The organism is Mycoplasmopsis cynos, assembly GCF_900660545.1.
GTDB lineage: Bacteria > Bacillota_I > Bacilli_A > Mycoplasmatales > Metamycoplasmataceae > Mycoplasmopsis > Mycoplasmopsis cynos.
In genome coordinates this window covers 877717-904388 of sequence record NZ_LR214986.1, presented here as the reverse complement: position 1 = coordinate 904388, position 26672 = coordinate 877717, and the positions used below count along the sequence as shown (strand labels likewise).

The window sequence follows — 26672 nt, the reverse complement described above, 5'->3', positions numbered from 1 at the left end:
TTTTTATTAAATTATTTATGCTTTATTTTGAAATTCCTTATCAATGCTTGCGTCAACATTTGTTGGTTCAATGGCGATTTTTAATAAATCATTTTCGGTCGCTTCATTAACAAGAGCATTTAGTTTTGTTTTAAGAGTGACTAAATTTTTATCTATATTAAATTCTAATTTTGTTTCTTTTAGATTAATTGATGAAGATGGTGAAGTTTGGAATGAGAAAATATTTTTTATAAATGTTGATATGGTTTTATTTTTTATTGCTTCATCATAAGCGTTTTTAAGTTCTTGAATAGTTTTATATTTTTTAATTTCGTCTTTTTTTCATTCAAGTCCTTTGATAAATAAACCATCTTTGAAATAATTTTCTGAATATTTATTAAATCCAGTTAATTTATAGATATATTCAACTTGTTGATTTAGTTTTTTCCCTTCTTTTGGTTTAAAAATAACTTTTAAATATAAAGTACCATTTTTATCATTTGCATATGAGTTAAAAGAAATTAAATAATTATCAGTAAAATAGTTTAGTAATAAACCTTTAGGATGATTAAAACCAAAAAGTTTTTCTTTATTTTTGGTTGCTTGATCAAGAATAACAGAACTAATTAATTGTTTTGTTCAAAAATCAGAACTTCCACTTGGTGTTTGAAAAGAAGATTTAATGTAAGTAGGTGAATCAGCATATTTACTTGCCAAAACATTTTTTGGATCTAAATTACCTGTGGTAAGGGTGAATTCATTTAGATTTACCCCATTTAAAATATGTCTTTTAGCTGCATCTAATTCATTTTTTGGTTGTTTGCTTTGTGATAGAATAACAGCAATAGAAATTCCTGAAACAACAGCAGTGCCTAAACTAAGCACGCAAAACATTGCTAATCTATTTTTCATAATTATCTCCTTGAATGGTTTCGTTAATGTTTACAATTAATTCATTTATTCCAAATCCGGTTTCGGATGAAATAATGAAATACTTGAATTTTCCATAGATTTTTTGAGATTCATTTATCCCTTTAAGAAGCTTTGATTTTTCTCTTTGATTTAATTTATCAATTTTTGTATAAATTAAAATGAATGAAAGATTAATTTTTAATAAATATTCAATTATTTTTTGGTCGTTTTTTGTGATTCCATGGCGGGAATCGATTAATAAATAAACATTTTTTAGGTTTTGGCGGGTTTCTAAGTACTTTTCTACCATTAACATCATATTTTTTGCTTGTGCTATTGAAACTCTTGCATATCCATAACCAGGTAAATCAACAAAAACCGCCCCATATTCATTTTCGAAAAAATTTATCAATTGCGTTCTTCCTGGTGTTTTTGAAACCCTAGCCATTTTTTTATTTTGCACAATTAAATTAATTAAACTACTTTTGCCAACATTTGAACGTCCTCAAAAAGCGATTTCATAATTATTATGTTCATATCAATTAGATGGGTTTGTTGCTGATTTAACAAATTTAAACATTCTATTTTCCTTTCATTGACTTTGTTAATGATGAAGAATATTTTAAGTATTCATTATCTGGGATAATTAGAATTGTTTCTAATTCTGGATTTAAAATTTTATTTCCACTGGCTAAATCAATTTCAAATTGATAATCGAAATTATTTCTGGCTGAACGAATTAAATACTTAATATTTAATTGTTTAGCTACTAATGCTGTTAATTGACCTTGAAAACCTGTTAAAACTTTAATATTTTTTAAATTTGCTGTCTTTTTAATAACATCATTAATGTTTTTAATTATATCATTTTTTTCTTTATCTGGATTTTGACTAACTAGGACATAAACGGTATTAAATATTTCGCAAGCTTTTTTTAAAATTGATATGTGCCCTTCATGAATTGGGTTAAATGAGCCAGCATAAAGAGCGTTTTTTAAGTTATTCATTTTAATCAGTTATATTAACAGAGTTTCTAGCAATTACTAATTCTTCATTAGTTCTAATAACATATACGGGAATTTCGCTATCAAATGTAGAAATTAATTGAAATTCACCAATTTTGCCATTGTTTAATTTTTGACTTAGTTTAATTTTTCTAAAATATAACTTATTTATTATTTCAGATCTAACATATGCATTATTTTCACCTATTCCAGCTGTAAAAACTATTGCATCAATTTTTCCGCCTAATTTATTAAAGTATATAGATGTATAATCAGCTATTTTTTGAGTAAATAATTCAAGTGCAAATAATGCATCTTTATTGTTTTCATCTATTGCTTTTCTAAGGTCTCTCATATCGCTGGAAATACCTGAGACCCCCATTAAACCACTTTCTTTATTTAAAATGTTTGTGAATTGATCAATGTTTATATTCATTGATTTCATTACAAATTGATGAATTGATGGATCAATATCTCCGCTTCTTGTTCCCATCATAATGCCAGCAAGTGGAGTAAGACCCATTGAAGTATCAATTGATTTTGAATCTTTTACAGCACATATACTTGCCCCATTACCTAGATGTAAATTAATAAAAGTCACTCTATCTTTATCTAAAATTTGGCTTAGTTTTTCCGTTATGAATTGATGGCTTATTCCGTGCGCACCATATTTTCTTACATTATATTTTTCAGTAATTTCTTTATTAATTGGATATACGTAGTTGACTTTTTCGATAGTTGAATGGAAAGATGTATCAAAATCAGCAGTTAATATAGCTTCAGGAAACACTTTTCTAAATCCTAAAATAGATTGTAAAGCTCCTGGATTATGTAGTGGTGCATAAATAGAACATTTATCAATAATATCGATTATATTTTGATCAATTATAACTGTGTTATTGATGTAATTTCCCCCTTGAACAACTCTAAAACCAATATTTTGGATCTCTTTTTTTGATTTTACAAGTTCTATTTTATGCATTAGTTTATAAAGCTCATTAATTGCGGTTTCATAATCTGGCAATTTTATCTCTTTTTCATATTTTTTGCCATTATATTTTATGCTTATTTTACTCAAATCAAGAGTTATTCGTTCTGCGATTCCATTAGCGATCAATTTGTAGTTTTCTTTTAAAAATAAACTTATCTTAATTGAACTACTTCCAGCATTTATAACTAGAATTTTACTCATTTTGTCTCCTTGATCTTAACCTTATAAAACATTTTATTAATAAGATATTGATATCACATTTGACTAGTTTATTATTAGATTTTAATATTATAAACATTTTTTATTGATAATTAACATTTTCCTAGTTTATTATATTATTTTGAATAAAAAACTAGGAATAATTCCTAGTAATTTAAATTTATTTTTATACGATTTTTATTAAATTCTCCTTTGAATAGTGTTCACCTTTTAGATTATCCCTTTCAACATGAATTATTTCAATTTTTTCATTTGCTTTTGTGTGAACACCGTGCTTTTGGCCACGACGGAATCCCTTTATTAATCCTTCTAACTCTTCTAATGAGTTAGCTTTAGCTACAATTTCACTATTTGATAATAGACGAGCTTTATATTTGTACATAATATTTCCTCCGTATTTCTATTAATATTATATAAATTATTGATAGAAATTTTACAAAACAGAACAAAAAGTTGACCTTTTAACTTGCTTTTTCATATTTTTACCATTTTTTGTTTTACTAATGTTTAAAATTTTCTAAAAATGATAAAAGTGTTAATTTTGATTAAATTTAGTTGTTTTATGCATTTTTTGCAAAATAATAATATGAAACTTAATATAATTTATAATCTTTTATGATAAGGAAAATTTGTATATAAAGTTAAAATTCTTTTATATTAAATTTAACTTTATATACATTGCAGTAGAGTTAACATACTTAAATAAAAATAATGAAATTTTTAGTTTATTTAAGTATGTTAATAATAAAATCTATAGAAATCTTTAATAAATAAAATATAAAAAATAAAATTTATTATGTAGTAAAATTATCTATATTTTAAAGCGGAGGAAAAAATGAAAAAAAAGAAGTTTTTAAGACTGCCTATATCAATAGGTTTGTTTTCAGGATTATCTATTTTAACATCTTGTAGTTTAATCGATAGTGTTTTAAATACCGGAAACACAAAAGAGAACCCGCCAGATGTGCAAGTGACACCACCTATTATTATTAAACCTAAACCTCCTCACTCAAAACCGAATATTGAAAAGTTTAATCCAAAAGAACCTAACGAAGAGTCTAAGAATAATGAAACTTTAATTCCAATCCAAGAAAGTGAAGTTTATTTAACTCCTGGATTATCAAACGAAAATAAAGAAAAAGTTTTAAATCGCTATAACGGCGTTTCAATTAGTGATTATAGTGAAATTAAAGAATATAAAAGAAAAGATGACTATTATTTAGAATATATTGACCCATATACAAATATTAAGTTCAGAGATTTTAGTTATCATCAGGACAAAGATGGATCAAGGAGATATCTACTAGATAGAGAAGGTCTTTTAAATTTAGCCCAAGAATTTAAGAGAAAAATTCCATTTGGTACAGAAGTTTTTGACCTTGACTCAATTAATATTAATGATTTTACTGTTATAAATCAAAATGCAAATGGATTATATTTACCTGAATTTAAAAAAATATTTATTAATGGTTCAATATTTGCTGAAAAAGATTTTAGTTCATATGAAATAATAGGCGGACTAATGCCAACAATATTTCATGAATATATGCATCATTGAGCTACAACTTATGCTGAAACCGGTATTTTAGATGACGAAAAAGTTGATATTAATAATGGTGATGATATAAATAAAAGGCAAACAACATTAATATATTATAATCCCTCAACAACACCCGAAAATACCAATCATACACATGGATCTCAACAATTTTGAAATGCTTATTTTGCCTCTAAATTTTATAAATTATTAAATTATGATTTTAATAAAAAATCATATATTGAACCTTCAACATTATATAAATTGAGAATTAACTCGTTGAGTCCGGAAGAAAACTATCCTAGAAATTTATTGCATATGAAACTGTCATTAAATGATATTTGAAGACTTTCAAATGAGTTTCAAACCCCAAATTATTTATTTAATAATCCACCTGCCAATTTAGAGATGCCATATTCACCAAGTGGAGCATTTACTTTATCAACACCAAGATTGAAATATAACTTTTCATTAACTGAGCTTATTCCTAGAGAATATACAAAATATGGTTATGAGTCATATTTTTCGATTAATGATGAAAATAAATCATTAGATAATGAAATTGAAGAAAAGGCAACCATTAATTGATTTGGAACTAGATTCATTACTCTTGATAAAAAAGGCAGAAAAATAAAGGTTTTTTCACCTTCTGGAAATGCAGAAGATTGATCAAAAACATATTTAAATAATTTCGATTCACCAACTAGACAATATTGATTTCAAGATGGTGTGGGAATTAATCCTAATGATGGAACAAGAAAAGATAATGCAATTGCTTTTCCGAATTCAGTGTTTGACATTAGCGGATTTAGATATATTGAAAATAAGAATAACAAGAAAGTGAAGGCAAAATTACCTAGTGTTAAATCAAAAAATAGATCTTTAGAATTTTATAAATTATTTTTAGAAACAATGGGATATGGAAAAACAATTAGCCAAATTTATTATGAAAATAAGGTTACACCCGTTGATAAAAATAATGTGAAATATGATCGAAGTGCCGCAAACAACATTAAATTTTCTGGTTATTTAAAAGCAAATGAGAAAGTATCAGGTATAGTTTTAAAAGGCAAAAATGGTATTTATGGAAGTTCTAAATTTAAGTACTTAAGTACTTTTAGTTTTTTTGGTCATAAAAATTATGATGAAGGTGCTAAGCTATATGAAATTGATGAAAATAAGTATTATTTAACCTCTGATAGACAAAAGCAAATAGAAAATAGATATTATCCAGCCGATGCAGGTTATTCTGAAAATTATGTAAGTTATATTACAAATGATTATATAACTGTTAATGATGATGATACTGAAATATATTTGTGAAATGATATCAATAATGATAACATTGCAACAGATGATGAATTATTGTTAGATAAAAAAATCACATTGCCAACTCAAAGAGCAGTTTCATCTCAACGTTCAACTAATGTTTCATTATATGATTTTAATAAATTTATTGTAGAAAATAATGATAATAAAACTATTATTAGAATTTTAAATAAAAGGACAGAAAGTTAATGGAATGAGATTTTAGTCAAGTTAAGGTTGGTAAAATGATAAATATCCAAGCTTATAAACATGATGGTTTTTTATATCGTCAATGAACCAATGCGAAAGTTATATTTCATAATAAGAGACATATTGTTTTGTCATTAAAAGGAACTAGAGTAACCGAAACTTTAAAAGCCAGAAAGGGTTGAATTTATAAAGATGATGCTTTATGGTTCATACCAAAAAAATCATTTTATAATGCAATTGTTTTATTTAAATCCGGTATTGGTAAATCTTATTATATTAATTTATCATCATATCCAATTTTTGAAGATCGTACTATTAAATTTATTGATTATGATCTTGATTTAAAAAGTTATCCAACTAAGGAATTGCAAATAGTTGATAAAGAAGAATTTAATGAAAATTCAAGATATTATGGATATTCTAAATTAACTAAAACTAAAATTTTTAAAGAAGTAAGAAACGTTGTGGAATTATATAGCATGAATGGTTATTTCTTCAATGATACAATTATCGACTATTATTTAGATATAATGTTTAAAGATAAATTAATTAATGAACATAAATTAAATTCTTATCGTTGCGTTCATAAAAAAAGCTTGTGAGAAGAAACAGATATGATCCATAATTTAGCTCGCAGATACCGTCGTAGAACCCGTTAAAGTCTAACGGGTTTTTTATACATAGTATCCTGCTTCTTTAATTATGTTAATATATAGATTTTTTATTTTATAATTTAAGTTATATCCAATTGTGAATATGTATTTTTTGAAATTGTTAAATGATAGTCAAATTGCATTAAGATATTCAATACTTTGTATTGGCTCATCTTTAGAATGGCGATTGCAAATAAAACCGCCTTTATCAATATTAAAGTTTATTAAATTATTTTTTCTATGGCATACTCTACATTGGTTATAATTCGGATCAATACCAAAGTAAAACAAACTTTGAGCATAAAAAAAAGTCATTAGTTTGCTATTATATTTTTTACCAATAAATGGAAAAACTCTTTGATAAAGTTCGAATAAATGATTTGATGAATTTATATTTTTTAAAAGATTTGAAATATTTTTAAAAAATGTTAAATTCGATATTTCTAAAAGGTTTAATAAGGTTTCTAAGTATGCAGATCTTAATCTCCCTATCTTGCCTTTTAATCTAGTGGGGAAATATGCTATTTCAACAATGGAACCGAGTTGTAAATTATTACGATTTTTAGAAAGTAAATTATCTATCCCGCTTGCAACTAATCTAAAAATGCCTTTTTGGTTAAAAAAAGTTACAATATGATTGTTATCACTCTTGAGATTTATATCAATTACAATTGCTTTTTCAATATTAACGGACATATTGCTCCTATGATTATTTAGTAATATATATATGTTTCAAAAAATACATTTATGCATTATAATAATATCAATATTATTAAAATATCATATTAATTTCAATCGATTATTAATGAGGCTATTATGAATAAAAAAGAAATAAAAGAAATTTTTATCCGAATAATTACATCAACTCCTGGAATTAAGAAATTACACCAGCTTTCATATGTTGATACAATTCTGACAATTAATGACAATGAGTTATTGCCGCTTGAAGATATGATTATTGCAAACGAAACTATTGAAGGTTGAAATTTTCAAATAGCTATTTCAGTTTTAAGTGGAATTAGAGTTAAAGATTTAAATACTGAATTATATAAAAAACTAAGTTATGAATTTAAACAGAACAAAATTAAATTTAATAATCTTACAATCTATTTAAAAGGAGTTGTTAATGAATAAAAAAGTGCTTTTAGATGGTTTGACATTTGCAAAGGCAATTATTTCTGGTGCTAATGCATTAATAAACTCAAAAGATAAAATTGATGCTTTAAATGTTTTTCCGGTACCGGATGGGGATACTGGAACTAATTTAGCTTCTACAGTTGGTACAATTGGTTCTAAAATGTCACAAGTATCAAATAAAACTTCTATTTCAGAAGTGTCTAAAATTATTTCAACTGCAATGATTTATGAGGCTAGAGGTAATTCTGGTGTTATATTAAGCCAGATTTTTAAAGGTTTTTCAATCGGTTGTGAAAACATGGAAAACCTAAATTTAGATGAATTTTTAGATGCGCTAGAACAAGCGGTTGATCGAGCATATAAATCTGTATTTAAACCGGTTGAAGGAACAATTTTAACTGTAATTAGAGAAACAACTGAAAATGTAGTTGCAAAATATAAAGATGTAAATAGACATGTCTCATTACAAGAGATTTGAGCTGATGTACTTACTTTTAGTAGAAAAAGTTGTGATGAAACTCCTAATAAATTAAAAATATTAAGAGAAGTTGGAGTAACTGACTCAGGTGGAGAAGGTCTTTATAAAATTTTTTGAGGTATTAATGAATATTTAAATGGAAGACCAGTTGAAATTTCAAATGCAACAGAAGAAGTATCAATATTTTTAAGTGATAAAGAAGTTTATGATGGTGAATTTGGGTATTGTACTGAGGTATTAATTGATCTTAATGAACCTGAGAAGTTTAACAAAAAATCTTTTATTAAAAAAATATCTAAACAAGTTAATTCCCTTGTTGTTGTTAATGATGATAACATTTTAAAAGTTCATGGTCACACTGAAAAACCAGGAGAATTTTTAAATATTACTCAGGAATATGGTGAATTTATTAAAATTAAATCAGAAAATATGACTTTGCAAGCTAATAATTCAAAAGCTAATAATGAAAAATTTAATGAATCAAAGAAAAATCAAGATCGTAAAAAATGTGCTGTTGTTTCATGTAATTTAGGAAGCGGTATCATTAGTAAAATGAAGGAATTAGGTGCTGATTATATTGTAGAATCAGGTGAAACCCAAAATCCATCTGCACAGGATTTGATAAACGCAATTAATTCAGTAAATGCAGATAATGTTTTTATTTTACCTAATAGTTCAAATGTTATTTTGGTTGCTCAACAAGCAGCACAAGTCGTTGATGATAAAAACGTTATTGTCATTCCGACTAAAACACAAATTCAAGGTATTACAGCGGTATTAAATTTTAACTCAGATTTTGAACCAGAAGAAAATAATGAAATTATGGTTGATTCAATTGAAGATGTACAAACTGGAATGATTACAAAGGCAATTAGAAATACAAAAATAGATGGTATCGAGATTAAAGTCGGAAATTATCTTGCAATTCTTAATGGCAAAATTATTGCTAGCACAAGAACAGCTAGCCAAGCCTTGAAAACATTAACTACTAAAATGATTAAGAGCTCTAGTGAGATAATTTCGATTTATTATGGCGATGAAGGAAGCATAAGTGAGTCAGAAGAATTGTTAAATTTTATAAATTCAAATTATGATATTGAAGTAGAAATTATAGAAGGGAACCAACCTAATTATCATTATTTGATAGGGGTTGAATAATGAAGAAAATTATAATTGATACAAATGGTCTTGATAATGGCCCATATGTGGTATATAATTCAGTATTAGAATTTACAAAAAAATTTGAAGATGTTAGGGTTACATTGATAGGTGATTTTAATGGTTTAAAACTAATGGAAAATTCTCAGATAAAATTAATTCAAAATAGCTTAGTTCCATCTGATCCAAAAAATATTAGAGCAATGTTAAAAGAAAAAACATCTATGAATCAAGCAATTATGTCAGTAGTTAATAATGAAAATGATGGTGTGATTTCAGGAGGTGATAGCGGCAGTTACATTGCTTCATTAATTTTTAAATCAAAAAGAATTGAAGGCATATTACGCCCGGCATTTATGCCTGTTGCTACCGGATTGAATGGGAGAAAGGTGCTTTTATTAGATGTCGGTGCGAACTTGGAAGTTAAGCCTGAAAATCTTTATGAATGAGCAAAATTAGCAACAATTTTTCATAAAACAATTTTTAGTTCTAAAAACCCAGAAGTAACACTTTTAAATATTGGTACAGAAGAGTATAAAGGCTTGGAATATGTTAAATTAGCTGCTAAATTAATCGAAAATGATCAAAGACTTAATTATATTGGTTTTTCTGAACCAAGAGATATTTTAAGAGGAATGTATGATGTTGCCGTGATTGATGGATACGGAGGTAATTTAGTTTTGAAAAGTTATGAAGGAGCAATTTTTACTTTTAAAGATGCGATTAAATCGACTGCTTTATCTTCAATAAGAACTAAAATTGGTGCTTTATTAATGAAACCGGCTTTTAAAAAGGTTATGAATGTTTTAGATTATCGTAACGTAGGAGCTGCATGGGTTATTGGAGTTAATAATTTAGCCTTGAAAATTCATGGTTCAAGTGATGAAAAATCAATATATAGCGCCTTATTCCAAATGTATTATGCAATTGAAAAAGAGCTTGATAAAAAATTAAGGGAATTTAAAAATGTCTAGTTATGAAAGTAAAATTTTAGAATTTTTAAAAAAAGAAAAAATAATTCCTAAAAAATTAGAATATTTTTATCAAGCTACTACACATAAATCATTTAATAGAAATGATACAAAAGCATATAATTATGAGCGCTTAGAATTTTTAGGTGATGCAATACTAAGTTTCATTGTTTCTGCGCACATTTTTAAAAAAATCAATGAAGCATCTCAAGGAGAGTTAACAAGATATCGTTCATCAATAGTACAAACTGAAACGTTATCCGAATTATCTAAAAAACTAGGATTAATAAAACTTTTGAGAACCGGACCCGGTCAAATGTATTATGAAGTAACCGGTTCAATGAAGGTGCAAGCAGATGTTTTTGAAGCTATATTAGGCGCAATCTTTATAGATCAAGGATTGCTAAAAGCAAAGGAATTTGTTCAAAAACATTTGCTTTCACAAATTTCGAATAAGAGTTTAATTATTTCAGATCACAAGGATCCAAAAACAGAATTACAAGAACATTTTCAAAGTTTTAGTAGAGAAAATATCTCATATTTTGTTGAAGAAAAGGAAAATAAAACTTTTGAAGCGAAAGCAATACATAATAAAAATATTTATGGAATCGGCTGCGGAACAACAAAGAAGGAAGCTGAAACAAATGCAGCAAAAGATGCATTAAAAAAATTAAATAAGGGGTAAAAATGAAGTTAGTTAAGTTAGAAGCACATGGATTTAAGTCATTTGCAGATCCAATTGTATTACGCTTTGACGGCGGGGTTGCAGGAATTGTTGGACCCAATGGTTCAGGAAAAAGCAATATAAACGATGCAATAAGATGAGTTTTAGGAGAACAAAGCTCAAAAGAATTGCGTGGTGATACAATGGAAGATGTTATTTTTGCTGGTTCTAAAACTGTTCAACCAATGAATAAGGCTCAGGTTTCTTTAACCTTTGATAATAAAGATAGAATAAGTTCTATTGATGCTGATTTTATTACTATTTCACGTGTTTTAGAACGTGGAAAAGGAATTAATGATTATTTTATTAATGGTGAAAAAGCAAGACACAAAGACATTAAAGCTCTAGCGATGGAAACAGGTATTGGAAAAAGTTCTCTTGCTATCATTTCGCAAGGAACAGTTTCTGACATTGCTCAATCTTCTGATGATGATAGAAGATTAATTTTTGAAGAGGCAGCAGGTGTTTCGAAATATAAATTTAGAAAAATTGAAGCAACTAGAAAACTTGAATCGGCAGACCAAACCTTAAAAATTGTTGATACTAAAATCAATGAACTTGAAAAAAGATTGTCGGTTCTTAAAAAGCAAGCTGAAAAAGCTTATAAATATAAACAAATAAGTGATGATTTAAAAAATATTGAAGTCGGTTATTTAGTTTATGAAATTGAAAAAAATACCAAAATTCATAATCAGCTTAGTGAAGAATTGGCAGGAGTTGCTGAAACTGAGATCGCATATAAAAATGATATCAAAAGTCTTTCAGATCAAATAAATGAGAAAACAGATAAAATAAAAGAAATTACTAAAATTATTTCTCAATTCTCAGCTAATAAAAAAGTAATAGAAGCACATATTTCTTCATTAGAACAAACCATAATGGAGGCAAAAGCCAGAAGAGCCGTAGTTGCAGAAGGAAAAGGTCAGTTCGATGAAAAAGAAAGAATGAATGCTCTTATTAGTACAGTAAATTCACTAGGAATAGACCTAAAAACTTTTGAAGAAAATTATCAAAATTCATTAAAAGAAAAAGATGAACTTGATAATGAAATTAATGAATTAAGAAAAAAAATAAACAATATTAATATTGAAATAAATAATCATTTAGAACAAGAACGCAATATTAAATTTAATTTAAATCAATTAAAAAGAATAAGGGATAGTAAGACAAACCTATTTAAAGGTACAAAAACCATTTTAGATAATAAAAATAATTTTAGAGGCATCAAAGGTATTGTTGCTGATTTGATTAAAACTTCACAAGAATATCTTCCTGCACTTGAAACCATTTTGAAAGGTGCTGCTCAACATATAGTTGTTGATCATTCTGATACAGCTGTTAAAGCAATTAATTTCTTAAAATCTAATGATGGTGGTAGAGCAACATTCATTCCTTTATCAACCATTAAATCTAAATTTGTTAGAGATGATTATTTATTAGTGATTAGAAATAATCCTGGATTTGTTGGTATTGCTTCTGAGTTAGTTACAGTTTCAGAAGAATATAGAGTATTAAATGAGTTTTTATTAGGTAATGTTATTGTTGTTTCCGATATTAAAACCGCTAATGAAATTTCAACCATTATGGATAAGAAATATATGGTTGTAACTCTTGATGGAGATATTATTAGGGTCGGTGGTATTATGGTCGGTGGTACTAAAGAAGCTTCCGAAAATATTTTAGGACTAGACGATAAAATTAGAGAAAATGAGGAATTTCTTCCTGGTTTATCAGCAATGATCGAGAAGTTAAAATCTAATGTCTCAAAAGAAAATCAAGAATTAATGCTTAAAGAACAAAGACAAAAGAATAAAGAAGTTGTAATTAAAACACTTTCGTCAAAAATTTTTGATATAAAAAGTCAAATAAATAAACATAAAACAGATATTGACTTTTCTAATGATGCATTAGATATGACTGATGATCTTACTAAATTGAATGAAACTGAAAAAACAATTTCTCAAAAAAGAAGTGAGTTAGCTATTTTAGATTTTGATCTTACAACAGCAATTGAACAAAAAGATTCATTAGATGCTGATATACAAGTGTTGAACAAAAAGAATAATGAGCAAAATGGAATGTTAAGTCAATTACTTTCATCATTTACTAATAAAACTAATGCAAATGAAAAAGCTAAAGCTTCATTGGCGGTCGATAAAGAAAGATTGACTTCATATTATGGTTTGACACTCGAAAATGCAAAGGCTAATTATCCTTTAACAATTTCGCCAGAGGCAGCTGCTGAAAATGTTAAAAATCTTAGATTAGAAATATCTGAATTAGGAAATGTAAATCTTGAATCAATTCAGGAATATGAAGAGGTTGATGCAAGATATCAAAATGATGTCAAAAATCGTGATGAAGTTATTGAGGCTAAAAATATTTGCTTAGCTGCTATTGCTGAAATGGATAAAAAAATAGTAACCAGATTGACAAATATTGTTAATGATGTAAATCGTGAAATTCATAAAGTATTCTCATCAATGTTTGGTGGTGGAACTGCAAAAGTAGAATTCATTGATCCAAAAAATATTCTTGAAAGTGGTATTAGCATTTATGCTCAGCCCCCTGGAAAAACTGTTAAAAACTTAAAATTATTTTCTGGTGGCGAAAAATCACTTATTGCAATTTCATTATTATTTGCTATTCTTAGAGCAAGACCTCTTCCATTATGTATTTTAGATGAAGTGGAAGCTGCGCTTGATGAAGCTAATGTTATTAGATATGCTGAATATTTACAAGAACTTAAACAACAAACTCAATTTTTAGTTATTACTCATAGAACAGGAACTATGACAAGAGTTGATGCTTTATTTGGTGCAACAATGCAAAAACGGGGAGTTACAAACTTTTTTAGTGTTGAACTAGAAGAAGCTAAAAAATTAGTTGATCAAGATTAAAAATAATAAAAATATTCAGTGTGATCTGAATATTTTTATTTAGAATATTTAAAAAGGTAGATAATATTGTATTATTAACGAATTAATCTACTTAATTTACTTTTTAATAAGTCATAATAAATAATTTGTTATTTTTTAGTTTTATTTAGTTAAATCTTCTTTTTTTATCACAAGATATGATCCTAATTTTAGGGAATTAGGTAGTTTTAAATTATTAAATTTAATTCTTTTAAGTTCAATAACTTTATAATTAAATGCTTGAAACATTCTTTTAATTTGATGAAATTTACCTTCTGAAATTATTAATTCTGCCTCAAAGTCATTCAGAATTTTTAATTCTGAACTTTTAGTTAGCTTTTTTTCATTTATATTAACACCTTTTTTGAACTGAAAAATAAGATCATCATTTAGCTTTTTGTCTACCTTTACATAATATGTTTTTGGAATATGTTTTTTTGATGATACTAAATTATGAGTAAGTTCTCCATCATTAGTTAAAATTAATATACCTTCTGTGTCTTTATCTAAGCGTCCAATGGTGTGAAGATTTTTGATATTTTGATATTTATGTTCTAATAAATCAAAAACTGTTTTATGGTATTTATCATGGTTGGCACAAATATAACCTTTTGGTTTATTTAACATTATGTAAACACGAGAAAAGTCTTGAATTATTTCATCATTAATGGTTATTTTATCTTTATCAGTAATATGGATAATTTTATTTATAATTTGATTATTTACTTTTATTTTTTGTTGTTTTATTAGTCGCTTAATTTCATTTCTAGAAATTCCTAAATTATTACTTATAAACTTTTCAATTCTAATTAGTTTCATATATAAAATTATAATAATTTGTGTCTAATTCTTGTATAATTAATTAGTTATTTTCAAGAACTTTTAAGGAGTATAAATGCAAAATAAAATAATAGCATTTTCAAGTGATCATGGTGGGTTTAGATTAAAACAAAAATTAATAGATTATGTAAAAACGCTAGGCTATCAAGTTGTGGATTTAGGTCCAGAAACAGATGAAATTCCAATTAGTTATGCTGAACAAGGACATAAATTAGCCAATTATATTAATGATAAACATCCTGATTTTGGTATAGCAATGTGTGGTACTGGTTTAGGTATTTCATATGCGTTAAATAGACATAAACACATTAGAGCCGCAAGGGTCGTTTCTATTGAAGATGCTCATTTTGCTAAATTACATAATGATGCCAATGTGCTCGTGTTTGGTGGAAGACAAATTGCATTTGAAGATGCTAAAAAAATTATTGATGAATATATTCATACAAAATACGAGGGTGGTCGTCACCAAATTAGAATTGATCAATTAGATATAGAGGAATAAAGATGGAAAATAAAGAAATTAAAAAAGATTTAAAACCAATTTGACATATAACAAAAGATAAAGAAAAAGATAAATGAAGAGTTTATCGTGAAGGAGCAGAAAGAACAACAATTTTATTTGAAACTCAAAAAGAAGCGATTCCATATGCGAGAGATTTAGCTAAAAAAAATAATGGAACATATTATATACATGGTGAAAACGGAAAAATCCGTGATGGTAAAGGTTATAATAAATAAAATGAAAATTGGACAATTTTGTCCAATTTTTTAATGATTTAAGAATTTGAAGCAACTTCACATTCTTCTAAAATTTTATCAGGATCATTTTTTTGATGTGTTCCTAATTTAGCTAGAATACACATAATTTCAGGATCTTTTTTTACTTTTTCAGTTGCAAATTCAATAGCTTTTGGATTGTTTACTATTGCATATCTAGCAGTAAAAACACTATTTTTTAATGATTCAGAAGCGAATTGCAAAGCAAGTCCATTTTGTTTAAATGCTTCAATTGCAACATCGCTATTAGATTTTAATTTATCATCAATAAACTCAAAAGCAAGTCCATTTTGTTTTACTGCAATTAAAGCGATTTCTTTATTTGTTTTTATTTTAGAGTCTGCTTCTTTAATTAATAAACCATCTTTTGCAAATGCTGCTTTTGCTAAATCAACATCAGCTTTTAGAATATTAGAAATATATTTATATGCATTTGCTGTTTTTGATATGGCTAATAAAACTACATTCTTATTATTTTTAATTTCATCAGAAGCAAATTTTAATAATTCACCATTTTGATTAATGGCTTCTTTTACAACATCAAGATCATTTTTTAGCTCTTGATTAGCGAATTCAATTTGTGTCGCATCGACTTTAATAGCTTCTAAAACAACATTTTTATTCTTTTTATATTTATCATCCAACTCACTTAATTTAGACTTTTTAGTTTTAATATTTTCAATGGTATTTTCTAATTCTTCTACGTCTTTTTTAAGTTTTTCTTGTTCTTCAAGTTTTTGTTTAATATTAGATTTTATTTGTTTTAAAGTTTTGTAATTATTAGATTCCTCAATTTTTTGTTTAATAGCAATCTTTTCTGATGATTCAAGTTTATTTAATTCATTTTTTAAATTATTTTTTTCGTTGGTAAAAATTTCATCAATATCTTGTTTTAATTTTGTTAAATTCTCAATTGAGTCATCATTTGAATTAAGTCTATCCAATAATTTATTATATTCTGGGTGTTCTTCAAGTTTTTGAATTGATAATTTAACTATCTCTTTTGCATTTTTAATATTTTTTGTTTTTTCATTTTCTCTTTCACTTTTTTTGCTTTCATCTTTTGTCTTATTTCTATTATTATTATTATTATTATGCTTTATTGAAGGTTTTTCATTAGATTCTTGATTTGTACAAGAAGTGATAGTGCTTAATAAAATAATTGATGTAGTAAGACCTAATTTATTAAATATTTTTCTTATTTTTTTCATACATATTTCCTAATCTGCTTGTTTGTAAATCTATTATAAAGCATTTATTTCTTAAAAATAAGTTTTTTTGTTTATGAGATTAAATAAAAAAAGAACAAAGAATACTATATATACATCACATATAAAAGTATTCTTTGTTAAAAACATTATTTGTTTTTATTCAATTTATGATACTTTCTTTTCATAAACTAACATAACTTCAACTTCTTTATCATTTAAAGGTTCATAAACATTTCCTTGTTCATCTACTATTTGTTCATAGTCCGCTTCAAGGCGTACTTTATCATCACCTTTAGCTTTTGGAATGATAATTTTATGTGTTTTGGGGTCATAAACTGGAGTTCATTCTGTTTTTTGCTGTGATAAATTGTAGTATTCAATATTTTGAGATATATTATTAGGTTTATTTGTTGCTGAAACTATCATGATAGGCGCAACTATTCCGCCTAATAAAAATGAATTAAATAATATGAGTTTTGAACGTTTTTTCATAATATTTCCTTATTTATATTTTGTTATTGATGTTAAAATTATAACAATTACAATATATTTTGTCTATGTAGGAACTGAAGAAGCATTATGAGTCTTGTAAGTTTTTGAGTCTATAATATAGGATTAAAAGTATTATAATTCACCAAGTTCATTGAATTATAGATTCTAATTTACATATCTTTTTTAGTCTAGACATTGATTTTTGTATCAACAATTCAATATTGTTATACTCATTTTTGTTTTATAAATTTAAACACCTCCTAGATTAGGAGGTGTTTAAATTAGTTTTTATTTTTGTTTTTCTTTGTTTTGATAAAGTAAATTCCACTAATTATTAGTAATAAAGTAATAATAGAGACAATGATGCCAATTATAATACCAGATATTGATTTTTTTGAAATTTCCTTTGTTTTTTTATTTTGTGTTTTTGGTTTGTCAATTGGCTTATCTGGTGTTTTTGGTTTTTGAGGTTCTTTTGGCTTCTCTATTGACTTTAGATTTTGTTGCTCTAGAGCTTTTGAAATTTCTTTATTTAATTCTAACAGTTCATTATAACTTTTTGCTTGATCTAATTTATTTTTTAATTCTGGCTTTAAGTTATTATCATTTTTTAATTGATTTAAAAGATTAAAAGTTTTTTGTTTTTGATTCTTAAGTATTTCATTCGCCCTAAGATTTATACTATTTAATTGTTCAATAGTTGTTTCTTCTTTATTTAAAGATTTTAATAATTCATTATACTCACTTGAACCTTTAATAGCTTCAATTGTTTGTTTTGTTTGAGCTAGTTCAGTACTGTGTAAAGTTAATGCAAAGTTTTTTGATATAAAAATATCTTTATTTGTTTTATCACTAATAGTTATGTTCACTACAATAAAATCACTATATTTATGAAGTATTTTCGATTGATAGTCATATTTTGCTTCATCAATATTTGAGATGTTAATATCATTAATTTCAACTTTATTTACTTTTACTGTTGTTAACTTTGGTTGAATTTTATCTAGTGCTTCATATTTTGTTTTATTTTTATCATCTTTAAATTTGCTTACATGTTCAATATCGGTTATCAAACGACTAAATGTGTTTTTACCATCTCCAATATAATCTAAAGGTAAAAATAATGATGAATTTTTAAATGTATGAATTTCTGGTTTATTTGTATTGTAATTATATTTCATTGAACCATTTGTTCCGATTGCCTCACCACCAGTTTCTTTTCCATCAACAAATAATTTTGTTTTAGCGAGCTTTTTATCTTTATCAAATTCACTTACTAATTCAATATTTACTCATTTATCATAAGGTAATTCATAATTAAAAGTATAATCCATTAACTCACGACTAAATCCAAAATTCTTTGAACCTTTTTGTTTTGCTTTAATAGCAATTTGTCCATATGGAGCATCTGCACTAAATATCACTTCTTCTTCTTGATCAGTTTTGGGCTTAGATCTTTTGATTTTAAATGAGATCTTGTTATCAAAACCGATTAAACCAAGATTTAAATTAACTTTTGATGTTTTATCATTTATTTTAAGTGCATTTATACCTTCATCATCCACTAATTCAACATTATTAGATAGATTTAAAATTCCAAAATCACCAGTTTTATCTAATAATTTTTCTTCTTTTGTTTTTCCTTTAAAATCATATTTAAAGTATTGTCTTTGATTTTTATTTAAACTAATTTTATGTTCAGGATTAATTCCTGGAGCTTGTCCTAGTTTATTAACAATATTATTTTTATAATCTTCAAAATCTGAATCTAAACCATCTGAACCAATTCCTCATAATTTAGTTGCATAATAAGGAGCAGCATCTTTGAATCTTTCATATAGGTCATATTCATTTAACCCTGTTGCTCTTGTATCTAGGAGTTTATCGCCTCATAAAGCAAACATTCCACCCAAAACCTGATCTGAACCTGATGGTAGTTCTACCTTGTGTTCTACTTTTCCGTTTAATCATAAGTAAGTATTAGCCTCATATTCTTGATATACCTTAGAGTTATCTAAAAAGTCTTTGTATGGGCCTTTTTGTCCTTCTCCATCTGGAACTATATATCCTGGTGAATCAATTACATTTATAATGTTATAACCATCATTGTACATATCTTGCGGATGTGAAAATCCTATATTTCAAATACTCATTTGAACTTTATCTCGATACTCTGGTTTTATAAATCTAGTTTTTGATCTAAATGCCGAAAAACTACCTCATAAGCGAACTTGAATACCTTTATCTATAAAATATTTAAACATTTCATTAACAAAATCATAATACGCATCATGATCGACATAAAATTCATCTGCACCCATATGAACAGTTGTGCCTGAAGCTTTATCAAATATTGCACCATCTTTGGTATAATCATCTAAAATTTCTTTAATAAGTTTTTTTGCACCTTCTTTCTTAATATCAATATGATCTGTTAAAGGTTTATGTAGGCTTCCATATTGACTTTTATCATTAAATTGTTTAATAGCAAATTTTTTTCAAATTTTAGTGATTGAAAGAGCGTGCGCTGGGAAGTCTAATTCAGGAACAATATTTACACCATATTCATGTGCATAATTCATAAATTCTTTAAATTCTTTTTTAGTATAGTGATAATCTTCATTATGTAAGTAATGTTTTTTACCATTAATTTCTTTATATTTACTTGATTCTAACCTTCATCCTGAATATGCATTAAAACTATTTTCAATATCTTTTTCTGTATTTTTTTCCGATGAATAATCATCAAGTTGAATTAAATTATCTGATAAATGTACTTGAAGCTCATTTAGTTTATACCAAGACATTTGTTTAACAATATCCTTTAAAAGTTGCATTGAAATTGGTTTACGACCAACATCAATAGAAAAACCTCTAACTTTGTATTTAGGGTAATCTTTCATTATTCCTTTTGGAATACTGAAATCTTTATCTAATAGCAACATTTGTAAAAATGTTCTTGTTGCTCAATTTGCGCCTGTCTTGTGTGTTGCTGTGATAATTACATTATCTTCAATAGACATTTTATATGTTTCATTATCAAAACCATTAATGTTTTTATTTGATAAATCTAAAATAACATTATTCTTTAATTCAGCATCTTTATCAAAAGATTGATAACTTAATTCTTTATTAAATAATGCTTTATAATCTTTTTTAAATTCATCTAATATTTTTTTTATTTCAGGACTTAAATTACCTTTTACAAATACTTTTAAATTATCTTTAATTTTTAGTTTTTCAGATGAATCTGATCATCATTCAGCAATTTCAACTGCTACTTTTGGTTTTTGATTTTTGTTATCTTGTTGTTTATGTAATCCCGGAATAGTGATTTTTGGTTTTTTTGGTTTAAGTGGATATCTTCTCCCATTTTCATCAGTATGCACTAATAAAATTTCAACATCTTTGTCAGTAAGTGGTTGAGTAACCTTTCCATTTTCATCAACTATTTGTTCATAATCAGCTTTTATTTTTGTAGTTTCTAAATCAATCCTATCAGGTAATTTTATTTGTTTTTTGGTTGAGTCATATTCAGGATTTCAGTTTTCATATTTTTGTAATATTTTATATGGATTTTTATCAAGATTCATAGCATCAGCGTACAGTTCGAATTCATTTACATAAATACTATTTTTTAATTTTCTTTTTTCAAATTCATTTTTAAAAACCTGTGTTCTGCCTTGTTTTTGTCACTTTAATGCTTTAAATTTAACAAATTGGACATTTTCTTTGACTTGTTTGAAGTTGCCAAATAATACTAATTGTTCTAAATCATTATCAGACTTTTTTCAACTATATACTTTATTTTTTTGTTTATCAATATTTTCCTTTGTATCTGAGGCGTAAATTTCATATTCAGAAATATTATCTCTATCTAGGAATATTTGAAATGAGCCTACTTTTTGTTTTTCGCCTAGATCAATTAATAATCAAGATCCTTTTCCGTCTTTTGCTTTACTTTGACCACTTTGGGTTTTTCCGCCGATCGGAGCATCTTCAAACCTATCTGATAGTCAATAAGTATTTTTCTTACCATCCACTACTTTCTCTGGTCCAACTGTTACAGTATCATTAACTGAACTTGATTCAACTTTTTTAAAAAGGGCAATATTTTTACTTTTGTTATCCTTAATTTCATTTTTATTTTTTATTGTATTGCTTTGTGAAATAGTGATCATTGGAACTATAATACTAGCTCCTATCAAAGTGTTTAATACATAAAATTTTTTTGACATATCTCCTCTTCTTTCTATATGTATGAATATAGATAATTTTAGTATTGAGATTATGCAAAGTTAAAGATAATGAGAATATTATTGAAATGTGATTTCATTTTATAAGATATAAATAATTCAGCATTTTAAGAGATAAGAAAAAAATATATAAAAATTATTAACTGTTTATAACTACAATATAGAAATGAACGTTTTTTTTTTTTTTTTTCATATATGTAAATATTTCCATATTATAAATTATTTATACTGTTTACATAATTGTGTTTTTTGCTATTAAATTTTAAAAAAATAAAAAATTAAAAATGTTAGGTTTTTATCAAGACTAAATTTTTATGTTATCTTTTTTTTTTTTTTTTTTTTTAGTTAATAATGAAAATAATTATTATGAATTATTCCATTTATTGAAAATAATGACATTAATTATTTTAAAAATAGTTACTTTGGAGTCTATAATGAACAAGAAATAGAATTTTTTACATTTTACTACACTTTGCTAAAAAAAAAAAAAAAAAGGAACTTGTTCATTTTGCGATGATAAATTGATAAGTTTTATAATGATTGATCACTAAAATTTTCTCGTACTACATACACAACTAATTATTAAATCTATATTAAGTATTTTTAACAATTTTTAAGTATTAAGGAGAATAATGAATAAATACAAGAAAATTTTTAGTGGTCTTGGATTATTATCAATTTCAACATTAATTGGTGCTAGTGTGGTTGCTTGTGCTAAAAAACCTAGTCCAAAAGATTCTAGCACAGAAGCAACAGATCAAAACAATAATCAAGGACATTCAACTACACCAGAACAAGGAAAACCTGAAATGCCACAAAATCCTGCACCAGATGCGCCTAGTACACCTACTCCAGAAATGCCTAAAGACACTCCAGAACAAAATGGTAATACTGGCCAAAGCAATGACTCAAAAAATAATACACAAGATCAAAATAAAGGCGAAGCAGGTAAGAATGATTCAAAACAAGAAAATAAACCAACTCCTCAACCACAACCTAAGGAAACTGTTGAGCAAAAATCAAATGCATTATTAGCTGAAATTGAAAAAAATCCTGGTTACCCAAGCAAAACTGCTCCAGCATTACAAAAATTAAAAGATGAAGTAGAAAGTATTAAAAAAGAAACTAATAAAACAAATGAAGAAAAGCTAGCTAGTTTAGTAACTTTTGAGACTAAACTTAATAAAATCAAGGAAGCACTTGAAAAAGTAACAAAAGATATTGACGCATTAAAATATCCAAATGTTAATTTAACAAAAGGCAAAGAAACATCTGCCAAAGCTAAATTTAAAGAAAAACTTAATGATAAGGCTACTGCTGAAGAAATTTCAAAAGTTTTACCTAATGGATGAACTAATAAAATTGAAAAATATAATGAAGTGTTTAAATTATTAGATAACTTCCTTGATAAAGGACGTATTAATTCTTTACTTAAAAGATTTGAACAAACTGATGATTCTAAAGAAGGTGAATTTACTGAAAGTTTATTAATTTGAAATGTTTATGAAACTGTAAGACGATCAGTTTTTGAGCCTGAATTTAAAAAGCTGAAAAAGGAAATTCAAGAGAAATTTAAAGACAAAGTTAAAATATTAAATAACAATCAAAAAACCAACCACAGTAAAAATGTTGATTGATTAAAAGAAAATATCAATAATATAAAAACTATATTAAAAAGTGCCAAAGATGAAAATGCTAAAACAATAATGAAAGGTTAAAATAAATTAATTTTATAGAGAGCGTTAATGCGTTCTCTTTTATTTATTGCTGAAAATTTATTATTAATGATTAAATATTAATAGATAAAAAAATCACTTTTTTAAAAAATAACACATCTCTTTTGTCCTTAAACATAGATCTTAAAGTTAAATTTTCATATTTTATTACATTTTGCTAAAAAAAAAAAAAAAAAAAAGGAACTTGTTCATTTTGCGATGATAAATTGATAAGTTTTATAATGATTGATCACTAAAATTTTCTCGTACTACATACACAACTAATTATTAAATCTATATTAAGTATTTTTAACAATTTTTAAGTATTAAGGAGAATAATGAATAAATACAAGAAAATTTTTAGTGGTCTTGGATTATTATCAATTTCAACATTAATTGGTGCTGGTGTGGTTGCTTGTGCTAAAAAACCTAGTCCAAAAGATTCTAGCACAGAAGCAATAGATCAAAACAATAATGAAGGGAATTCAACTACACCAGAACAAGGAAAACCTGAAATGCCACAAAATCCTGCACCAGGGACAGATCATAATAATCAAGAAAAACCTGAGACTCCAAAAGAAGGTGCTCCTGCACCAGATGCGCCTAGCACACCTACTCCAGAAATGCCTAAAGAAACTCCAGAACAAAATGGTAATACTGGTCAAAGCAATGACTCAAAAAATAATACACAAGATCAAAATAAAGGCGAAGCAGGTAAAAATGATTCAAAACAAGAAGATAAACCAGCTCCTACACCACAACTGCCTGAACCAAAAGTTACAGTTGAAACAAAATCAATGGAATTATTAATGAAAATTGAAAAACTTCCATACCCAGCAGAAAAAGCGCCGGCAAAAGAAAAGTTAAGAAAAATGCTTGAATCAATCAAAGTTCAAGGAGATGATAACGTAGATAATGATAAAAAGATTGAAAAATTAAATGAATTTGATAAACAACTTGATCAAATTAAACTAAAACTTGATGAAGTTATTTCAAATATCAATAAGCTACCATACCCAGAAAAAGATATTAAATTAGACAAAAACAAAGAAAAATCAGCTAAGGATAAATTTAAAGAAAAATTAAATGATAAATCAACAGTTAATGAAATTTCGAGTGTTTTACCATCAGATTGAGAAGCGAAAATTAAGAAATATAATGATGTATTATCATCTTTAAGCAGCCTACTTAATAATTCACAAATTACAAATTTTAAAAAAGGATTTCTACAAACTGATAATTCAATAGGAGAGGGTAGAACTGAAAGTTTATTAATTTTTAATATTTATGAAACCGCTAGACGTTCTGGTTTTATACCTAAAATTGATTCATTAAGTAAATTATCAAAAGAAAATAAAGATAAGTTTAAAAAACAAGCAGATGAAATAAAAAATAATCAATCGCAAAATCATGGTAAGAATATTGAATGATTAATTGAAAATCTTAAAAAGTTAAATTCAATTTTAAAAAATGCTCAAGATGAAGATAAAAAACCTCATTCATCACAAGGAGCTTAAAATTCAAAAAATGCTTAATAAAGCATAGATAATAATTGAAAGAGCATTTTAATGATGCTCTTTTTATATAAAATTATAGAAAAATATTTTTTACATTTAAAATTATGCATTATTAAATAATAAAAATATGTAAGTTTCTTTGCTTTTTTTTACTTAAATATAGATCTTAAAGTTAAATTTTCTCATTTTACTACATTTTGCTAAAAAAAAAAAAAAAAAAGGAACTTGTTCGTTTTGCGATGATAAATTTATAAGTTTTTTAATGATTGACCACTAAAATTTTTTTGTACTACATACATAACTAATTATTAAATCTATATTAAGTATTTTTAACAATTTTAAGTACTAAGGAGAATAATGAATAAATACAAGAAAATTTTTAGTGGTCTTGGATTATTATCAATTTCAACATTAATTGGTGCTAGTGTGGTTGCTTGTGCTAAAAAACCTAGTCCAAAAGATTCTAGCACAGAAGCAATAGATCAAAGCAATAATCAAGGAAATTCAACTACACCAGAACAAGAAAAACCTGAGACTCCAAAAGAAGGAAAAACAGACCCAGAAACTCCTGACAAAAATGATACAGATAAAGATAAAGAACATAGTGATTTAACAGCTCTTAAAAAAGAAGTTTCTACAGTTGTTGAAAAATTAAAGGGTCATTCTAAATATGATGAATTAAAAACAAAAGCCGAAAAAGAAAATACCACAAAAGAAGATTTAGAGGCAGTAAAAACTGATGCTATTAATGAATTCAATAAATATAATGAAGTAATTAAAAATTCTGCTGAAACATTAAAAGATGATGCTAAAAAAGCCGAATTAACATCTCAATTAGAAACAGCTCAAAATTATATGGCTCTAAAGACAATTTATGTTGAATTAATACCATTAGCTAAAATGGAATTAAATTCTAAAATTGATTCATTACCATACCCTGATGTTGCATTATCAAAACCAACAAAAGATAAATTAAAACAAAGGAATGAAAATTTAAATCTTGAAACATATTTAGTAGAATATAGAAAAACTGATGACTTAGCAAAAGCGTTAGAATCAAAAAATAAAGAAATTAATGAATTATTTGATTTCAGTAAGCTTAATCAAAAATCAAAACCAAAAAATATTGATCCTAACAAAAATAAGGATGCTTACCAAAAGCTAGCTCAAGTTTATTTTAAATCAAAATTAAATACCCTCGAAACAGCTGAAGATGTTATGAATGTTGTGACAGAAAAATATAAAGCAAAGTTCAATAAATACAAAGAGATTATTAATGATAAATTTTGAGGTGATTATAAAAATCAACCAGGTTTAAACGGAAGATTACTTAATTTTTATGATGAAGATATAAAAGATAAAACTGATGAATATATATTAGATCATTCAGAAGCTGTTTTAATTTGAAATATTTATGAAACAATAAGACAAAATGCTTATAAAACTAAAATATTTGCATTGAATAATTTAGATGAAAATATGAAAGAAAATTATTTAAATAAAAAAGTCGAAGTATTACCTGATGGGAAAGCGTCAAATCATAAAAATGCTAAAAGTAATAGATTCACTCATAAAAAAGATATGAAGTGATTAGAAGAAAATATTAATAAATTAAAAACAGAGTATGCAAATGCCCAAAAAGAAATGAAAAAATCATAATCAATA

At 25.9% G+C, this 26672-nt stretch carries 22 protein-coding genes; 12 read left to right on the top strand and 10 right to left on the bottom strand.

Annotated elements, in window-relative coordinates; genetic code table 4:
- Positions 1-15: 15 nt before the first annotated feature.
- The 5 genes from EXC48_RS04045 to EXC48_RS04025 all read right to left on the bottom strand — a co-directional run bounded on the left by EXC48_RS04045 (position 16) and on the right by EXC48_RS04025 (position 3487).
- A complete protein-coding gene (locus EXC48_RS04045) occupies positions 16-891 on the bottom strand; it encodes an MAG1430 family protein (RefSeq protein WP_129720963.1) in 876 nt (291 codons plus the stop codon).
- Positions 881-1471 carry a ribosome biogenesis GTP-binding protein YihA/YsxC gene (yihA, locus tag EXC48_RS04040; RefSeq protein ID WP_129720961.1) on the bottom strand — a complete coding sequence of 197 codons (591 nt, stop codon included), beginning with the start codon at positions 1469-1471 and terminating at the stop codon, positions 881-883. The genes EXC48_RS04045 and yihA overlap by 11 nt, the downstream gene beginning before the upstream one ends.
- A gap of 1 nt (position 1472) precedes the next feature.
- Complete coding sequence (gene coaD, locus EXC48_RS04035) at positions 1473-1898, bottom strand: pantetheine-phosphate adenylyltransferase (RefSeq protein ID WP_129720959.1); 426 nt, start codon at positions 1896-1898, stop codon at positions 1473-1475.
- Between the two features lies 1 nt (position 1899).
- Positions 1900-3087 carry an acetate/propionate family kinase gene (locus EXC48_RS04030; RefSeq protein WP_129720957.1) on the bottom strand — a complete coding sequence of 396 codons (1188 nt, stop codon included), beginning with the start codon at positions 3085-3087 and terminating at the stop codon, positions 1900-1902.
- A 184-nt stretch (positions 3088-3271) separates the two neighbouring features.
- A complete protein-coding gene (locus EXC48_RS04025; RefSeq protein ID WP_015287654.1) occupies positions 3272-3487 on the bottom strand; it encodes an MAG6790 family protein in 216 nt (71 codons plus the stop codon).
- 453 nt (positions 3488-3940) lie between these two features.
- Between EXC48_RS04025 and EXC48_RS04020 the strand changes: the two genes are divergently transcribed.
- Together EXC48_RS04020 and EXC48_RS04015 are read left to right on the top strand one after the other, a co-directional pair.
- Entirely contained in the window at positions 3941-6160 is a 2220-nt protein-coding gene (locus EXC48_RS04020) for an MYPU_1760 family metalloprotease (protein WP_129720956.1), read from the top strand.
- A gap of 35 nt (positions 6161-6195) precedes the next feature.
- Positions 6196-6819 (top strand): DUF402 domain-containing protein, encoded by a 624-nt coding sequence (locus EXC48_RS04015; RefSeq protein WP_223216328.1) that lies wholly within the window; start codon positions 6196-6198, stop codon positions 6817-6819.
- 15 nt (positions 6820-6834) lie between these two features.
- Here EXC48_RS04015 and recO read toward each other — a convergent pair whose 3' ends face one another.
- Positions 6835-7509 (bottom strand): DNA repair protein RecO, encoded by a 675-nt coding sequence (gene recO / locus EXC48_RS04010; protein WP_041593828.1) that lies wholly within the window; start codon positions 7507-7509, stop codon positions 6835-6837.
- A gap of 120 nt (positions 7510-7629) precedes the next feature.
- On the opposite strand from recO, the gene EXC48_RS04005 reads away from it, so the two are divergent.
- Genes EXC48_RS04005 through EXC48_RS03985 form a run of 5 tightly spaced genes read left to right on the top strand, consistent with a single transcriptional unit; the run spans position 7630 to position 14181 of the window.
- A complete protein-coding gene (locus tag EXC48_RS04005; RefSeq protein WP_015287649.1) occupies positions 7630-7947 on the top strand; it encodes a hypothetical protein in 318 nt (105 codons plus the stop codon).
- Positions 7940-9586 (top strand): DAK2 domain-containing protein, encoded by a 1647-nt coding sequence (locus EXC48_RS04000; protein ID WP_129720953.1) that lies wholly within the window; start codon positions 7940-7942, stop codon positions 9584-9586. Before EXC48_RS04005 ends, EXC48_RS04000 begins: the two co-directional genes overlap by 8 nt.
- The gene (plsX, locus tag EXC48_RS03995) at positions 9586-10560 is read left to right on the top strand and encodes a phosphate acyltransferase PlsX (protein ID WP_129720951.1); all 975 of its coding nucleotides are present in this window, start codon (positions 9586-9588) and stop codon (positions 10558-10560) included. The genes EXC48_RS04000 and plsX overlap by 1 nt, the downstream gene beginning before the upstream one ends.
- Entirely contained in the window at positions 10553-11242 is a 690-nt protein-coding gene (rnc, locus tag EXC48_RS03990; protein WP_015287646.1) for a ribonuclease III, read from the top strand. Before plsX ends, rnc begins: the two co-directional genes overlap by 8 nt.
- A gap of 2 nt (positions 11243-11244) precedes the next feature.
- Positions 11245-14181, top strand: coding sequence for an AAA family ATPase (locus EXC48_RS03985; protein WP_129720949.1), 2937 nt, complete (start codon positions 11245-11247; stop codon positions 14179-14181).
- Between the two features lie 141 nt (positions 14182-14322).
- Here the strand turns inward: EXC48_RS03985 and EXC48_RS03980 are convergent, their stop codons facing one another.
- A complete protein-coding gene (locus EXC48_RS03980; RefSeq protein WP_129720947.1) occupies positions 14323-15018 on the bottom strand; it encodes a pseudouridine synthase in 696 nt (231 codons plus the stop codon).
- 76 nt (positions 15019-15094) lie between these two features.
- Here EXC48_RS03980 and EXC48_RS03975 point away from each other — a divergent pair, with 76 nt between their 5' ends.
- The gene (locus EXC48_RS03975; protein WP_129720945.1) at positions 15095-15541 is read left to right on the top strand and encodes an RpiB/LacA/LacB family sugar-phosphate isomerase; all 447 of its coding nucleotides are present in this window, start codon (positions 15095-15097) and stop codon (positions 15539-15541) included.
- Positions 15542-15543: 2 nt separating this feature from the next.
- Positions 15544-15777: a DUF2188 domain-containing protein gene (locus tag EXC48_RS03970; RefSeq protein WP_129720943.1), complete on the top strand. Its 234-nt coding sequence runs from the start codon at positions 15544-15546 to the stop codon at positions 15775-15777.
- Positions 15778-15815: 38 nt separating this feature from the next.
- Here the strand turns inward: EXC48_RS03970 and EXC48_RS03965 are convergent, their stop codons facing one another.
- From EXC48_RS03965 to EXC48_RS03955, 3 genes are all read right to left on the bottom strand, one after another.
- On the bottom strand, positions 15816-17027 hold the full coding sequence (locus EXC48_RS03965) for a DUF4116 domain-containing protein (protein ID WP_129720941.1): 1212 nt from the start codon (positions 17025-17027) through the stop codon (positions 15816-15818).
- 165 nt (positions 17028-17192) lie between these two features.
- Positions 17193-17519, bottom strand: a complete 327-nt coding sequence (locus EXC48_RS03960) for a hypothetical protein (RefSeq protein WP_181441364.1) — start codon at positions 17517-17519, stop codon at positions 17193-17195.
- Positions 17520-17800: 281 nt separating this feature from the next.
- Positions 17801-21757 (bottom strand): family 20 glycosylhydrolase, encoded by a 3957-nt coding sequence (locus EXC48_RS03955; RefSeq protein ID WP_129720939.1) that lies wholly within the window; start codon positions 21755-21757, stop codon positions 17801-17803.
- Positions 21758-22407: 650 nt separating this feature from the next.
- Here EXC48_RS03955 and EXC48_RS03950 point away from each other — a divergent pair.
- The 3 genes from EXC48_RS03950 (at position 22408) to EXC48_RS03940 (ending at position 26666) form a co-directional block, all read left to right on the top strand.
- A complete protein-coding gene (locus EXC48_RS03950) occupies positions 22408-23493 on the top strand; it encodes a hypothetical protein (protein WP_129720937.1) in 1086 nt (361 codons plus the stop codon).
- 335 nt (positions 23494-23828) lie between these two features.
- A complete protein-coding gene (locus EXC48_RS03945) occupies positions 23829-25007 on the top strand; it encodes a hypothetical protein (protein ID WP_129720935.1) in 1179 nt (392 codons plus the stop codon).
- A gap of 357 nt (positions 25008-25364) precedes the next feature.
- Positions 25365-26666, top strand: a complete 1302-nt coding sequence (locus EXC48_RS03940) for a V-type ATP synthase subunit I domain-containing protein (protein WP_129720933.1) — start codon at positions 25365-25367, stop codon at positions 26664-26666.
- Positions 26667-26672: the final 6 nt, after the last annotated feature.